The sequence below is a fragment of the Enterobacter sp. CPE_E1241 genome (genome assembly GCF_045618265.1).
Taxonomy (GTDB): Bacteria; Pseudomonadota; Gammaproteobacteria; order Enterobacterales; family Enterobacteriaceae; genus Enterobacter; species Enterobacter adelaidei.
Genome location: NZ_JBIWYV010000001.1, coordinates 235948 through 251002, shown reverse-complemented (window position 1 = coordinate 251002; position 15055 = coordinate 235948). Strand labels below are relative to the sequence as shown.

General features: G+C 54.8%; 13 protein-coding genes and 1 riboswitch. Of the genes, 10 read left to right on the top strand and 3 right to left on the bottom strand.

Annotation, left to right across the window (positions count from 1 at the left end; genetic code table 11):
- Nucleotides 1–7: 7 nt before the first annotated feature.
- Together hemE and nudC are read right to left on the bottom strand one after the other, a co-directional pair.
- Nucleotides 8–1072, bottom strand: a complete 1065-nt coding sequence (gene hemE / locus ACJ9Y9_RS01175; protein WP_028018465.1) for a uroporphyrinogen decarboxylase — start codon at nucleotides 1070–1072, stop codon at nucleotides 8–10.
- 38 nt (nucleotides 1073–1110) lie between these two features.
- Nucleotides 1111–1884, bottom strand: coding sequence for an NAD(+) diphosphatase (gene nudC, locus ACJ9Y9_RS01170; protein WP_028018466.1), 774 nt, complete (start codon nucleotides 1882–1884; stop codon nucleotides 1111–1113).
- Between the two features lie 95 nt (nucleotides 1885–1979).
- Between nudC and ACJ9Y9_RS01165 the strand changes: the two genes are divergently transcribed.
- From ACJ9Y9_RS01165 to ACJ9Y9_RS01120, 10 genes are all read left to right on the top strand, one after another.
- Nucleotides 1980–2477: an Rsd/AlgQ family anti-sigma factor gene (locus ACJ9Y9_RS01165; RefSeq protein ID WP_028018467.1), complete on the top strand. Its 498-nt coding sequence runs from the start codon at nucleotides 1980–1982 to the stop codon at nucleotides 2475–2477.
- A 54-nt stretch (nucleotides 2478–2531) separates the two neighbouring features.
- Nucleotides 2532–2645, top strand: a riboswitch (TPP riboswitch).
- Between the two features lie 78 nt (nucleotides 2646–2723).
- A complete protein-coding gene (gene thiC, locus ACJ9Y9_RS01160; RefSeq protein WP_028018468.1) occupies nucleotides 2724–4619 on the top strand; it encodes a phosphomethylpyrimidine synthase ThiC in 1896 nt (631 codons plus the stop codon).
- Nucleotides 4619–5254 (top strand): thiamine phosphate synthase, encoded by a 636-nt coding sequence (gene thiE / locus ACJ9Y9_RS01155; protein ID WP_028018469.1) that lies wholly within the window; start codon nucleotides 4619–4621, stop codon nucleotides 5252–5254. Before thiC ends, thiE begins: the two co-directional genes overlap by 1 nt.
- Nucleotides 5247–6002: a thiazole biosynthesis adenylyltransferase ThiF gene (gene thiF / locus ACJ9Y9_RS01150; protein ID WP_028018470.1), complete on the top strand. Its 756-nt coding sequence runs from the start codon at nucleotides 5247–5249 to the stop codon at nucleotides 6000–6002. The genes thiE and thiF overlap by 8 nt, the downstream gene beginning before the upstream one ends.
- Nucleotides 5986–6186, top strand: a complete 201-nt coding sequence (gene thiS, locus ACJ9Y9_RS01145) for a sulfur carrier protein ThiS (protein WP_028018471.1) — start codon at nucleotides 5986–5988, stop codon at nucleotides 6184–6186. Before thiF ends, thiS begins: the two co-directional genes overlap by 17 nt.
- 1 nt (nucleotide 6187) lies before the next feature.
- The gene (gene thiG / locus ACJ9Y9_RS01140; RefSeq protein ID WP_028018472.1) at nucleotides 6188–6958 is read left to right on the top strand and encodes a thiazole synthase; all 771 of its coding nucleotides are present in this window, start codon (nucleotides 6188–6190) and stop codon (nucleotides 6956–6958) included.
- Nucleotides 6955–8088 carry a 2-iminoacetate synthase ThiH gene (thiH, locus tag ACJ9Y9_RS01135; RefSeq protein ID WP_028018473.1) on the top strand — a complete coding sequence of 378 codons (1134 nt, stop codon included), beginning with the start codon at nucleotides 6955–6957 and terminating at the stop codon, nucleotides 8086–8088. The genes thiG and thiH overlap by 4 nt, the downstream gene beginning before the upstream one ends.
- A 318-nt stretch (nucleotides 8089–8406) precedes the next feature.
- The gene (locus ACJ9Y9_RS01130) at nucleotides 8407–9948 is read left to right on the top strand and encodes a sensor domain-containing diguanylate cyclase (RefSeq protein ID WP_028018474.1); all 1542 of its coding nucleotides are present in this window, start codon (nucleotides 8407–8409) and stop codon (nucleotides 9946–9948) included.
- Nucleotides 9949–10127: 179 nt separating this feature from the next.
- Nucleotides 10128–10436 (top strand): PTS sugar transporter subunit IIB, encoded by a 309-nt coding sequence (locus tag ACJ9Y9_RS01125; RefSeq protein WP_010425948.1) that lies wholly within the window; start codon nucleotides 10128–10130, stop codon nucleotides 10434–10436.
- Nucleotides 10436–10753, top strand: coding sequence for a PTS lactose/cellobiose transporter subunit IIA (locus tag ACJ9Y9_RS01120; protein ID WP_028018475.1), 318 nt, complete (start codon nucleotides 10436–10438; stop codon nucleotides 10751–10753). Before ACJ9Y9_RS01125 ends, ACJ9Y9_RS01120 begins: the two co-directional genes overlap by 1 nt.
- A 55-nt stretch (nucleotides 10754–10808) precedes the next feature.
- On the opposite strand, the gene rpoC is transcribed toward ACJ9Y9_RS01120, so the two are convergent.
- Nucleotides 10809–15032, bottom strand: coding sequence for a DNA-directed RNA polymerase subunit beta' (rpoC, locus tag ACJ9Y9_RS01115; RefSeq protein ID WP_028018476.1), 4224 nt, complete (start codon nucleotides 15030–15032; stop codon nucleotides 10809–10811).
- Nucleotides 15033–15055 lie beyond the last annotated feature (23 nt).

The window sequence follows — 15055 nt, the reverse complement described above, 5'->3', positions numbered from 1 at the left end:
CGATTCCTTACTTGTGGTATTGCGCAGAGAGTCGGTGTACCGCCTCCACAAACGCGCCAGCGTGTTCTGGCGGCACGTCCTGATGAATACCATGCCCGAGGTTAAAGACGTGTCCTTCGCCCTGGCCGAAACCGGCGAGAATGGTTGCCACCTCTTCTTCAATGCGAGCCGGCTGTGCATAAAGCATGGACGGATCCATATTGCCCTGCAGCGCCACCTTGTCACCCACGCGACGGCGCGCATCGGCAATATCGGTTGTCCAGTCGAGACCCAGCGCGTCACATCCCGTTGCAGCCATCGCCTCCAGCCACTGACCGCCGCCTTTGGTGAACAAGGTCACCGGCACGCGGCGGCCTTCGTTTTCACGCAGCAGGCCATCAACGATCTTGTGCATGTAATAGAGCGAAAACTGCTGATAATCGCGTCCGGTGAGTACGCCGCCCCAGGTGTCGAAAATCATCACCGACTGTGCGCCCGCTTTAATCTGTGCGTTGAGGTAGAGCGTGACGCTCTTCGCCAGCTTGTCGAGCAGCGCATGCAACGCCAGCGGCTCCGCGTACATCATCTTTTTAATCACGGTGAAAGCCTTGCTGCTGCCACCTTCAACCATGTAAGTCGCCAGCGTCCACGGACTGCCAGAGAAACCGATCAGCGGCACTTCACCTTTCAGCTCACGGCGAATGGTGCGCACGGCATTCATCACATAGCCCAGTTCATCTTCAGGATCGGGAACAGGCAGCTTGTCGATGTCGGCTTTGCTTTTGATTGGGGAGGTGAAACGTGGACCTTCACCGGTTTCAAAATAGAGCCCAAGGCCCATCGCATCCGGGATGGTCAGAATATCCGAGAAGAGGATCGCAGCATCCAGCGGGAAGCGGCGCAGCGGCTGGAGCGTCACTTCACAGGCCAGCTCAGCGTTTTTGCACAGCGACATAAAATCGCCTGCCTGCGCGCGCGTGGCTTTGTACTCTGGCAGATAGCGTCCCGCCTGGCGCATCATCCACACCGGGGTGACATCAACGGGCTGGCGCAGCAGCGCACGCAGATAACGATCGTTCTTCAGTTCGGTCATTTTTGCAGTTCCTTAAGCGTCATGGCCTCAGTGTAACACTACTCATACTCAGCCCGACACATTGCCACAGTATCTTCTATTAGCCGACGCGCCACCGTACCTGGCGGCGGTAACAGAGGTAAATCGTCATACCGATACCAGTTCGCTTCCAGTAACTCTTTCTGGTCGATGACGATGTCCCCGCTATCATATTCGGCCATAAATGCCGTCATTAATGACTGCGGGAACGGCCACGGCTGGGAGGTAACATAGCGCAGGTTCTTCACTTTAATCCCGCTCTCCTCCATCACTTCGCGCGCCACCGCCTGCTCCAGCGTTTCGCCCACTTCGACAAACCCGGCCAGCACAGTGTGAATGCCGTTGCGGTGACGGGTATGCTGCGCCAGCAGGATGGAATCCTCGCGACGGATAGCGACGATAATGCACGGCGCGATCTGCGGATAGTAGCGTTCACGGCAGTGGCTGCAGAGCATCGCCCACTCGGTTTTGCTCGGGTGCATGGTATGCCCGCAGTAACCGCAGTATTTATGCGAACGATAAAACTCCGCCAGCTGTACACCACGGCCCGCCAGCTGGAACAGCCCCACATCCAGATCCAGCACCTGACGAACCGATCCCATGTCCTGACGTCGAGCCTGCTGGACCATCCACACGGGATCGCCCTGCCACTCACCGATCCTCAGTGCAGGTTGACCAACAAGATCGAATTTTTCCGCCGCACCATAGGGAATTTCCCCGACGGGGAGCCATAATTTTTGTTCGTGACTGACGATCCACCAACCAAGATCTGATTTTTCAATAATACGATCCATATCTATTGCACTACCTTCGCTTCACTGACATGTTGTTAGCATTGTGGTTACATTTTGGATAAGCAGATTCAATTCTAAACTTTGCGGAGTCGAACATGTTAAACCAGCTAGAAAGCCTGACTGAGCGCGTTAGAGGAAGTAACAAACTGGTGGATCGCTGGCTACATGTGCGCAAGCATCTACTCGTGGCTTATTACAATCTGGTCGGTATTAAGCCTGGCAAAGAATCGTTTATGCGTCTGAATGAAAAAGCGCTGGATGATTTTTGTCAGAGCCTGGTCGACTACCTGTCCGACGGCCATTTCAATATTTATGAACGCATTATCCGCGAAATGGAAGGGACTACGCCGTATTTAGCGGCCAGCAAACTCTATCCGCTGCTGGAAGCCAATACCCAGCAGATTATGGACTACTACGATTCCACGCTTGAGAATGCGATCGATCACGATAACTATCTTGAGTTTCAGCAGGCGCTTTCCGACCTTGGCGAAGCGCTGGAAGAACGATTCACACTGGAAGATAAGCTGATCGCCCTCGTGCTGGATAGCAATCTCAGTGCCAGCAACGAAGATAACATCGCGCGCCCTGCTTGAGTTCTTAATCGTTAACGAGTAATTTACAAACATTCGCCCCTCTCACGAGGGGGATTTTTCTTGTCGGAGTGCCCAGCGTTTGCAAAAACGCGGGCTGAGACCGTTAATTCGGGATCCGCGGAACCTGATCAGGCTAATACCTGCGAAGGGAACAAGAGTCACACTGCTGTTGTATCGCCTGCGGGCGATCTTCTCTTGCTTCATCCGTCGTCTGACAAGCCATGTCCTTCACTTTTGGAATGAGCTATGTCTACCACTAAACTGACCCGCCGCGAACAGCGCGCACACGCCCAACACTTCATTGATACCCTGGAAGGCACCGCTTTCCCGAACTCTAAACGCATCTACATCACCGGCTCTCAGGCGGATATCCGCGTGCCGATGCGTGAAATTCAGCTTAGCCCAACGCTTATCGGCGGCAGCAAAGATAACCCACAGTATGAAGACAACGAAGCTGTGCCGGTGTATGACACCTCCGGTCCCTACGGTGACCCTGAAATTGCCATCAACGTTCAGAAAGGCCTGGATAAGCTGCGCCAACCGTGGATCGACGCCCGCCTGGACAGCGAGGAGCTAAACGAGCAAAGTTCTGCCTATACCAAAGAGCGCCTGGCCGACGACGGTCTGGACGAGCTGCGCTTCACCGGCCTGCTGACACCGAAACGCGCTAAAGCGGGCAAATGCGTGACCCAGTTGCACTACGCGCGTCAGGGGATCGTCACCCCCGAAATGGAGTTCATCGCCATCCGCGAAAACATGGGCCGTGAGCGCATCCGTAGCGAAATTCTGCGCCACCAGCATCCTGGAGAAGGTTTTGGCGCGCGCCTGCCGGAAAACATTACGCCGGAATTTGTGCGTGATGAAGTCGCCGCTGGCCGCGCGATTATCCCTGCCAACATCAACCACCCGGAATCTGAGCCAATGATTATTGGCCGTAATTTCCTGGTGAAGGTCAACGCTAACATCGGTAACTCGGCCGTTACTTCGTCTATCGAAGAAGAGGTGGAAAAACTGGTGTGGTCGACGCGCTGGGGTGCGGACACGGTGATGGACCTCTCCACTGGCCGTTATATTCACGAAACCCGCGAATGGATCCTGCGTAACAGCCCGGTACCAATCGGGACGGTGCCTGTGTATCAGGCGCTGGAGAAGGTCAATGGCATTGCCGAAGATCTTACCTGGGAGGCCTTCCGCGACACGTTACTGGAACAGGCTGAACAGGGCGTAGACTACTTCACTATTCACGCAGGTGTACTGCTGCGCTACGTGCCGATGACGGCGAAACGTCTGACCGGCATCGTCTCGCGCGGCGGTTCGATCATGGCGAAGTGGTGTCTGTCCCATCATCAGGAAAACTTCCTCTACGAACACTTCCGTGAGATTTGCGAAATCTGCGCCGCGTACGATGTCTCTCTGTCGCTGGGCGACGGTCTGCGTCCTGGCTCCATCCGCGATGCCAATGACGAAGCGCAGTTTGCCGAATTGCACACGCTGGGTGAACTCACCAAAATCGCCTGGGAATATGACGTACAGGTGATGATTGAAGGCCCGGGACATGTGCCAATGCAGATGATCCGTCGCAACATGACTGAAGAGCTGGAGCACTGCCACGAAGCGCCGTTCTACACCCTCGGGCCATTGACCACCGATATCGCGCCGGGCTATGACCATTTCACCTCCGGGATTGGTGCGGCAATGATTGGCTGGTTCGGCTGCGCCATGCTCTGCTACGTCACGCCGAAAGAGCACCTCGGCCTGCCAAACAAAGAAGATGTAAAACAGGGTCTGATCACCTACAAGATTGCCGCCCACGCAGCCGATCTGGCGAAAGGCCACCCGGGCGCGCAAATCCGTGATAACGCCATGTCGAAAGCACGCTTCGAATTCCGCTGGGAAGATCAGTTCAACCTGGCGCTCGACCCATTCACTGCTCGCGCCTATCACGACGAAACACTGCCGCAGGAATCAGGCAAAGTGGCACACTTCTGCTCCATGTGCGGGCCGAAATTCTGCTCGATGAAAATCAGCCAGGAGGTACGTGACTACGCTGCCGCACAAACCATTGAAGTGGGCATGGCGGATATGTCAGAAACCTTCCGCGCCAAAGGCGGTGAAATCTACCTCAAAAAAGAGGAGGCGTAATGTACCAGCCCGATTTTCCACCTGTGCCCTTTCGTTTAGGGCTCTATCCGGTGGTGGATAGCGTGGAATGGATAGAGCGCCTGCTTGCGGCGGGCGTTCGTACGCTCCAGCTACGCATTAAAGATAAACACGATGAAGAGGTAGAGGCGGATGTGGTTTCTGCCATCGCGCTGGGGCGTCGCTATGACGCTCGCCTGTTTATCAACGACTACTGGCGACTGGCGATCAAACATCAGGCTTACGGCGTACATCTGGGTCAGGAAGACCTTGAGACAACCGACCTCAATGCGATCCGCGACGCAGGGCTACGTCTGGGGGTGTCAACGCATGACGATATGGAAATCGACGTCGCGCTGACCGCCCGCCCCTCTTACATCGCCCTCGGCCACGTATTCCCGACGCAAACCAAGCAGATGCCCTCCGCACCGCAAGGTCTGGCGCAGCTGGCGAGCCACGTTGAACGCCTTGCCGATTATCCCACCGTTGCCATCGGCGGCATTAGCCTTGAACGTGCCCCGGCGGTGCTGGAGACCGGGGTCGGCAGCATTGCCGTCGTCAGCGCCATTACCCAGGCCGCAGACTGGCAGTCGGCTACCGAGAAGCTGTTACGGCTGGCAGGAGCAGGCGATGAATGATCGTGATTTTATGCGCTACAGCCGTCAGCTTCTGCTGGAGGATATCGCCATTGACGGGCAGCAAAAGCTGCTCGCCAGCCGGGTTCTGATTGTGGGTTTGGGCGGGTTAGGTGCCCCTGCCGCGCTCTATCTGGCAGGGGCGGGCATCGGCACGCTGGTACTGGCCGATGACGACGAGGTTCACCTCAGCAACCTGCAACGGCAAATTCTCTTTACCACCGAGGATATTAACCAGCCTAAAGCGCAAATCACCCGCCAGCGGCTGAACCAGCTTAACCCGGACATCGAACTGATTGCCCTACAGCAACGGCTCAGCGGTGAAAGCCTGCAACGCGAAGTTGCCCTGGCCGACGTGGTGCTGGACTGCACCGACAATATGGCGACGCGTCAGGCGATCAACGCCGCCTGCGTGGCAAATAATACCCCGCTTATCACCGCCAGCGCGGTGGGTTTCGGCGGGCAGATGATGGTCCTGACTCCGCCGTGGTCGCAGGGCTGCTATCGCTGTCTGTGGCCGGATGATGCCGAGCCAACGCGCAACTGCCGGACGGCGGGCATTCTTGGTCCGGTGGTCGGCGTGATGGGCACAATGCAGGCGCTGGAAGCTATCAAGCTGCTTAGCGGCATGGAGACGGAACGCAATACGCTGCGCTTGTTTGATGCCCGCTCCAGCGGCTGGCGGCATCTGGCACTTCACCGTGCCAGCCACTGCCCGGTATGCGGAGGCCACGATGCGCATTCTGTTTAACGATGAGCCGATGAGTTGCGACGACGGGCTTACCGTTGCCGTTTTGCTCGATAAATTACGTCAGCTTAAACCAGGCACAGCGCTGGCGCTCAATCAACAGATCCTGCCGCGCGAGCAGTGGGAGCTTCAGCAGGTCAATGAAGGTGATCAGATCCTGCTGTTTCAGGTTATCGCAGGGGGCTAAGATGTTACGTATTGCCGATAAAGTCTTTGATTCACATCTGTTTACCGGAACCGGAAAGTTCGCCTCCCCACAGCTGATGGTGGAGGCCATCCGGGAAAGCGGCAGCCAGCTGGTGACGCTGGCCATGAAGCGCGTGGACCTGCGTCACCACAGCGATGCCATTCTGGCACCTTTACTGGAAGCAGGCGTTACGCTGCTGCCCAATACGTCCGGCGCGAAAACGGCAGAGGAGGCGATTTTTGCCGCACAACTGGCGCGAGAAGCGCTCGGCACCCGCTGGCTGAAGCTGGAAATTCACCCGGATGCCCGCTGGCTGCTGCCTGACCCTATCGAAACGCTGAAAGCAGCCGAAAAACTGGTTCAGCAGGGGTTTATCGTTCTGCCTTACTGCGGAGCCGACCCCGTACTGTGCAAGCGTCTGGAAGAGGTCGGCTGTGCCGCCGTCATGCCACTGGGTGCCCCTATCGGCTCCAATCAGGGACTGGAAACCCGTGCGATGCTTGAAATCATTATTGAGCAGGCCACCGTGCCCGTCGTTGTGGATGCGGGCATTGGTGTGCCAAGCCATGCTGCGCAGGCGCTGGAGATGGGTGCAGACGCCGTGCTGGTGAACACGGCCATCGCGGTAGCTGATGACCCGGTCATGATGGCGCGCGCGTTCCGCATGGCCGTAGAGGCCGGCATGCTGGCAAGGGCGTCCGGCCCCGGCTCGCGCAGTTTTCAGGCTCAGGCCACCAGCCCGTTGACCGGTTTTCTGGAGGCAATCTCATGAGCACGTTTACCGAGCGCTGGCGGCAGCTTAACTGGGACGACATTGCCCTGCGCATCAACAGCAAGACGGCTGTTGACGTGGAGCGAGCATTAAATGCCCGTCACCTCACCCGCGAGGATTTGATGGCCCTGCTCTCTCCGGCAGCCAGTGCATATCTTGAACCGATGGCACAGCGTGCTCAGAGGCTGACACGCCAGCGCTTTGGCAACACGGTGAGTTTTTACGTCCCGCTTTACCTCTCTAACCTGTGCGCCAATGACTGCACCTATTGCGGCTTCTCCATGAGCAACCGCATCAAGCGGAAAACGCTCGATGAGAGTGAAATTGCACGTGAGTGTGCGGCCATTCGTGAAATGGGCTTTGAGCATCTTCTGCTGGTCACGGGTGAACATCAGGGGAAAGTTGGGATGGACTATTTTCGTCAGCACCTCCCCGCCATTCGTCGTCAGTTTGCCTCTTTGCAAATGGAAGTGCAGCCCCTGTCGCAGGAGGAATACGCGGAGTTAAAAACGCTCGGGCTGGACGGGGTCATGGTCTATCAGGAAACCTACCACGAGGCGACATATGCCCGGCATCACCTCAAGGGAAAGAAACAGGACTTCTTTTTCCGGCTGGAGACACCGGACAGACTGGGACGCGCCGGGATCGACAAAATCGGTCTGGGGGCGCTGATCGGGCTATCGGATAGCTGGCGGGTAGATTGCTACATGGTGGCAGAACATCTGCTATGGCTCCAGCAACGCTACTGGCAGAGCCGTTACTCTATCTCCTTCCCCCGGCTGCGGCCTTGCACGGGAGGGGTTGAACCGGCTTCTCTGATGGATGAGCGTCAACTGGTGCAAACCATCTGTGCATTCCGCCTGCTTGCTCCGGAGGTTGAGTTGTCTCTCTCAACGCGCGAGTCCCCGGCGTTTCGCGATCGCGTGATCCCACTTGCGATCAACAACGTTAGCGCATTTTCCAAAACGCAGCCCGGCGGCTACGCCGACGACCATCCGGAACTGGAGCAGTTTGCGCCACATGACGGGCGACGTCCGGAAGCCGTCGCTGCCGCTCTGACTGAACAGGGTCTACAGCCTGTCTGGAAAGACTGGGACAGCTGGCTGGGAAGAGCCTCGCAATTGCGTTGAAACGCACTGCAACACGTTAAAAAATTGTCGAGACGCGACGAAAAGGCAAAACCGGATGATTGTCAGCAATCGACCGGTTTTTTATTGTCTCAAGGCCAGCAACGGACGCTGGCCAGGGCGAAAAAGCTTCTTCCTCGTTTCGCCCTGCCTCTACCTGAATCCAGAATGTTCATAAGTAATTTCTTAGTGATTCTTAATATAAATCATCTCGTCTGAAACCGTACATCGTATAATTCACAGCCAATCGCAGGACAGCGACTATGCTGAGAGGATATCGGCAGACAAAAAGCATTCACCATCAGGATCGATGTACAACTCATGGCACTTCACAGTAAAAAACTCTCTTTCACCCGGCCAATTATGCTCAGCTTCGCGGGGATCCTGTGCAGTTTTGTGCTGATCGCAGTCGCGGTGACGCTTTCGCAGAGAAAGGATTTTCTTGAGGATTATCACAAGATTAATAGCAATTTCACGCATAACCTGGCGGTGAATTACACCGAATCTATCCTGCGTGAAAATGACTATATCCTTGGCCGTTCCGCAATGTACTTCGCGCGCGACAACAAGCTAAACGAGACGTTAAACGTCAACCCAACACAGGGACTGCAGATGATGATGTATTTGCAGAACCTGATGCCGACCGTATCCTCCGTTTCGCTGGCCGACACGCAGGGGAATTATCTGCGAGCACCGGAAGTGCTCCCTACGGATAAGAGCAAAACTTTCGATCCCCGAACTCGGCCGTGGTTTGTCGCCCAGGCGGAAGCCAGTATCTTCAGCCACTATACAAGCCCCTATATGGACTACTTCACTGGCCATCCGACGATAACACTCTATAAGCCCTTGATTTCACCTGAAGGCAGACTGAAGGGAACCATCGCTTTTGATCTCGATTTGACGTCAATGGGCTATACCCTGCGTCAGATGGTAGCTCCCGTTCAGGGGGAATTCTTTATCGTCGAACGCGACGGTGCTGTGGTGCTGCACCCGGATACCGGCGCGCTCTTCAAAAAGTACGTGAGCGAAGCGCTGATGGACAAAATGACCAGCGGCGAAGGCCATCTTTACGACAATAAAAGTAACGCCTGGTATTACTATTACTCGTTTACCAACCCGGACTGGTTTGTTATCTACCGGGTATCGGGGGCAACACTCACCGATATCACTCGCCACGAAACAACGATTGTTGGCTGGGGGTTTGCCCTGGCGGCTATCATCATCATTCTCTTTGGTTTATATCTGCGCCATGCATCGCGTACCGTGCTGATGCACATTATCAATGCAATCAAAACCGGTGATGTCGGCCAGGTTCCACGTCTGGAAGCGATGCTGAGCCACACTATCCAGTCCAATAAAGAGCGCGAAATGGCGTATGTGCGCCAGGCAACGCACGATGCACTGACGGGCTGCAAAAACCGCCGCGCATTCGATAGCGATGTGGCGGAACTGATGGATGCACACCAGTCTTTTGCAATGGCGCTGGTGGACATTGATAACTTCAAATCGATTAACGATACGCTGGGCCACTTGACCGGTGATATTGTCCTGCGCAGCGTCGCCCGAGAAGGGATCCAGATAATGCAGCCGCATCACGTCTCGGTTTACCGTTATGGTGGGGAAGAATTCGCGGTGGTCTTCCAGGCCGAACAAATTGCTTCCGCACTTTCATTACTTGAAACGTGGCGTACCGCCGTTGAAAAACGCGTCTGGCGAGAAGAAAACCTGCGGGTAACGTTCAGTGGTGGTCTGGGAGAATGGCACCACGAACCGCTGGAGCAATTTGTAGGGAGCGTTGATAACGCCCTCTACAACGCCAAGCAGCAGGGAAAAAATCGCATTATCCGCACGTCCATCAGCTAATCCTCAACTTTCAGCCTGCCCGTTTCGGCGGGTAAGCTGCTCACCAATGCAAAATTGTAACCGGTTTCAGAAAATCGTCGGTTTCTTTGTGATGCCTCACACACAATCACGGTAAAGCGGTTGTTGAAGCGTTCTGCACGGGATAATTATCAATAAACACATGTAGATCGAGGCTGATTATGAAGAACATCGTTTTATGCTGTGCAGCGGGAATGTCAACCAGCATGCTGGTTCAACGTATGAAAGATGCCGCACAGAAAAAAGGGGTTGAAGTCACCATTAAAGCCGTTCCGGTTGCGGAGTTTAAAGACAACATCGCGACGGCCGACATCGTATTACTGGGGCCACAGGTTAAATACGAGCAGGCTAAACTACAGGCACAGGCCGATCCACTGGGTAAAAAGGTCGCGGTGATCGACATGATGGATTACGGCATGATGAAAGGCGATGCCGTACTGGAAAAAGCGCTCAAACTGCTGGAGTCATAATGGAAGACTTAGAAACCACAATCATGGAACTGCTCGTCAACGCAGGTGCAGCACGCAGTGCTGCCCTTACGGCGTTACAGATGGCACGTAAAGGTGACTTTGCCGAAGCCGAAAAGGCGATGGAAGAGTCGCGCGAATATGTGAAGCATGCGCACACGATTCAGACGCAGCTTATTGGTCTTGATGAAGGTACCGGGAAGCTACCGGTTAACCTGATCACCGTCCATTCTCAGGATCACCTGATGAACGCGATGGTCATTCAGGACCTGGCGGGCGATATGATAGAGCTGTACCGTCGGCTACCGCTGATTAACTGAAAAAAGAGATAAAAAAAACCCGCCGAAGCGGGTTTTTTATTAGCTGAATCAACGATTACTCGTTGTCGGAACCACCCAGACCTGCGTTCAGCAGTTCTGCCAGGCTCGCGGATGCATCTTCAGCAGTGACCTGCGGTGCAGCTGGCAGTTCACCCGCAGCACGACGACGCATACGATCCTGATGGTACGCATAACCGGTACCAGCCGGGATCAGACGACCCACGATAACGTTCTCTTTCAGACCGCGCAGTTCATCACGTTTACCTGCAACAGCCGCTTCGGTCAGGACACGCGTAGTTTCCTGGAACGATGCTGCAGAGATGAAGGACTCGGTTGCCAGAGACGCTTTGGTGATACCCAGCAGATCGCGTGCGAAGGTCGCACCGATTTTGCCGTTCGCTTCCAGATCGCGGTTAGCGATCTTAACGCGAGAGTATTCAACCTGCTCGCCTTCCAGGAACTCAGAGCTACCTGCGTTTTCGATGGTTGCTTTACGCAGCATCTGACGAACGATAACTTCGATGTGTTTATCGTTAATCTTAACGCCCTGCAGACGGTATACGTCCTGTACTTCGTTAACGATGTAACGAGTAACAGCATGCACACCACGCAGACGCAGGATATCGTGCGGCGCTTCTGGACCGTCGGAAACCACGTCACCACGTTCTACACGTTCACCTTCGAACACGTTGAGCTGACGCCACTTAGGAATCATCTCTTCGTACGGCTCGCTGCCATCTACTGGAGTGATAACCAGACGGCGTTTACCTTTGGTCTCTTTACCGAAGGAAATGATACCGCTGATTTCAGCCAGGATTGCCGGCTCTTTCGGACGACGTGCTTCGAACAGGTCCGCAACGCGTGGCAGACCACCGGTGATGTCCTTGGTACCGCCGGATTCCTGAGGAATACGCGCCAGGGTGTCACCAGAGCTGATCTGTACGCCATCTTCCAGCTGTACAATCGCTTTACCTGGCAGGAAGTACTGCGCAGGCATATCGGTACCCGGGATCAGAACGTCGTTACCCTGAGCATCAACGATTTTCAGTGCAGGACGCAGATCTTTACCGCCAGTAGTACGCTCTGCGGAATCCAGAACCACCAGAGAAGACAGACCAGTCAGCTCGTCAGTCTGACGAGTAATGGTCTGGCCGTCGATCATGTCAGTGAAGCGGATGAAACCACTTACTTCGGTGATAACTGGCATGGTGTGTGGATCCCAGTTTGCAACGGTTTCACCGCCGGCAACCTGCTCACCATCACCTTTAGCCATAACCGCACCGTAAGGTACTTTATAGCTCTCTTTGGTACGACCGAATTCGTCGATCAGTTTCAGCTCGGTGTTACGAGAGGTCACAACCAGCTTGCCTGCGGAGTTAACAACAGACTTCGCGTTGCTGAGCTTGATGCTACCTTTGTTTTTCACCTGGATGCTGGATTCAGCAGCCGCACGAGATGCCGCACCACCGATGTGGAACGTACGCATCGTCAGCTGTGTACCCGGCTCACCGATGGACTGTGCCGCGATAACACCGATTGCTTCACCTTTGTTGATGATGTGGCCACGCGCCAGGTCACGACCATAGCAGTGCGCACATACACCAAAGTCGGTGTCACAGGATACAACGGAACGTACTTTCACTGAGTCAACAGAGTTTGCTTCCAGCAGGTCACACCACTGTTCGTGCAGCAGCGTATTGCGTGGAACCAGAATGTCTGCAGTACCCGGCTTCAGAATGTCTTCCGCGGTTACACGACCCAGTACGCGATCGCGCAGTGGCTCTTTAACATCACCACCCTCGATAACCGGGGTCATGGTGATACCTTCGAGGGTGCCACAATCGTCTTCGGTTACAACCAGATCCTGCGCAACGTCAACCAGACGACGCGTCAGATAACCGGAGTTCGCTGTTTTCAGTGCGGTATCCGCCAGACCTTTACGAGCACCGTGAGTAGAGATGAAGTACTGGAGTACGTTCAGACCTTCACGGAAGTTCGCGGTGATTGGCGTTTCGATGATGGAGCCATCTGGCTTCGCCATCAGACCACGCATACCTGCCAGCTGACGAATCTGTGCAGCAGAACCACGCGCACCGGAGTCGGCCATCATGTAGATGCTGTTGAAGGAAACCTGCTGTTCTTCAACGCCGTCACGGTTAATCACGGTTTCGGTCTGCAGGTTATCCATCATCGCCTTGGATACACGATCGTTCGCCGCAGCCCAGATATCGATAACTTTGTTATAGCGTTCGCCCGCGGTTACCAGACCAGACTGGAACTGCTCCTGGATCTCAGCAACTTCGGCTTCCGCTTCAGAGATGATCTCGTGTTTCTTCTCTGGGATGACCATGTCATCAATACCAACAGATGCACCTGAACGCGCTGCATAAGCAAAGCCGGTGTACATTGTCTGGTCAGCGAAGATTACGGTCGGCTTCAGACCCAGAATGCGGTAACAGGTGTTCAGCATTTTGGAGATCGCTTTCTTGCCCAGCGCCTGGTTGACGATGGAGAAAGGCAGACCCTTCGGTACGATCATCCACAGAATGGCACGGCCAACGGTCGTGTCTTTCAGGCTGGTTTTCGCAACGAACTCGCCGTTTTCATCTTTTTCGTATTCGGTGATACGCACTTTAACGCGCGCATGCAGAGAGGCCAGGCCAGCGCGATAAATACGCTCAGCTTCTTTCGGGCCAGTCAGCACCATGCCTTCGCCTTTGGCGTTAACACAGTCACGGGTCATGTAGTACAGACCCAATACAACGTCCTGAGAAGGAACGATAATAGGTTCACCGTTCGCTGGAGACAGGATGTTGTTGGTAGACATCATCAGCGCACGCGCTTCCAGCTGGGCTTCCAGCGTCAGCGGTACGTGAACAGCCATCTGGTCACCATCGAAGTCGGCGTTATATGCCGCACAAACCAGCGGGTGCAGCTGGATAGCTTTACCTTCGATCAGGACTGGCTCAAATGCCTGGATACCCAGACGGTGCAGGGTTGGTGCACGGTTCAGCAGTACCGGGTGTTCGCGGATAACTTCGTCCAGGATATCCCAAACGACAGCTTCTTCACGCTCAACCATTTTCTTAGCGGCTTTGATGGTGGTGGCCAGGCCACGCAGCTCCAGCTTGCCGTAGATGAACGGTTTGAACAGCTCCAGTGCCATTTTCTTAGGCAGACCGCACTGATGCAGACGCAGGTATGGACCTACGGTGATTACAGAACGACCGGAGTAGTCAACACGCTTACCGAGCAGGTTCTGACGGAAACGACCCTGCTTACCTTTGATCATGTCGGCCAAAGATTTCAGAGGACGTTTGTTAGAACCGGTGATCGCACGACCGCGACGACCGTTATCCAGCAGGGCATCTACCGCTTCCTGCAGCATACGTTTTTCGTTGCGAACGATGATATCCGGCGCAGCCAGATCCAGCAGACGTTTCAGACGGTTGTTACGGTTAATGACGCGACGATACAGATCGTTCAGGTCAGAAGTCGCGAAACGACCACCATCCAGCGGAACCAGTGGACGCAGATCTGGCGGCAGAACCGGCAGAACGGTCAGGATCATCCACTCTGGTTTGTTACCAGACTGAACGAACGCTTCCAGCAGTTTGATACGCTTGGTCAGCTTTTTACGCTTGGTTTCGGAGTTGGTTTCGTTCAGCTCTTCACGCAGTTGCTCGCACTCTTGCTCCAGATCCATGCTCTTCAGCAGGGCCTGAATAGCTTCCGCACCCATCTTCGCGTCGAATTCGTCACCGAACTCTTCCAGCGCGTCCAGATACTGCTCTTCAGTCAGGATCTGGTGACGTTCCAGATTCGTCATCCCGCCTTCGATAACCACATAAGATTCGAAGTACAGAACACGTTCGATATCGCGCAGCGGCATATCCAGCAGCAGACCGATACGGGACGGCAGAGATTTCAGGAACCAGATGTGAGCGGTTGGAGATGCCAGCTCGATGTGGCCCATGCGCTCACGGCGCACTTTGGTCTGGGTCACTTCAACGCCGCACTTCTCACAGATCACACCACGGTGTTTCAGGCGCTTGTACTTACCGCACAGGCACTCGTAATCTTTTACTGGCCCGAAAATACGCGCACAGAAAAGGCCGTCACGCTCAGGTTTGAACGTACGGTAGTTGATGGTTTCCGGCTTTTTAACTTCACCGAACGACCATGAACGGATCATGTCTGGCGAAGCCAGAGCAATTTTGATCGCATCAAACTCTTCGGTTTTAGTCTGCGCTTTCAGAAACTTTAATAAATCTTTCACGGATTTGCTCCCGTCGGAGTTAG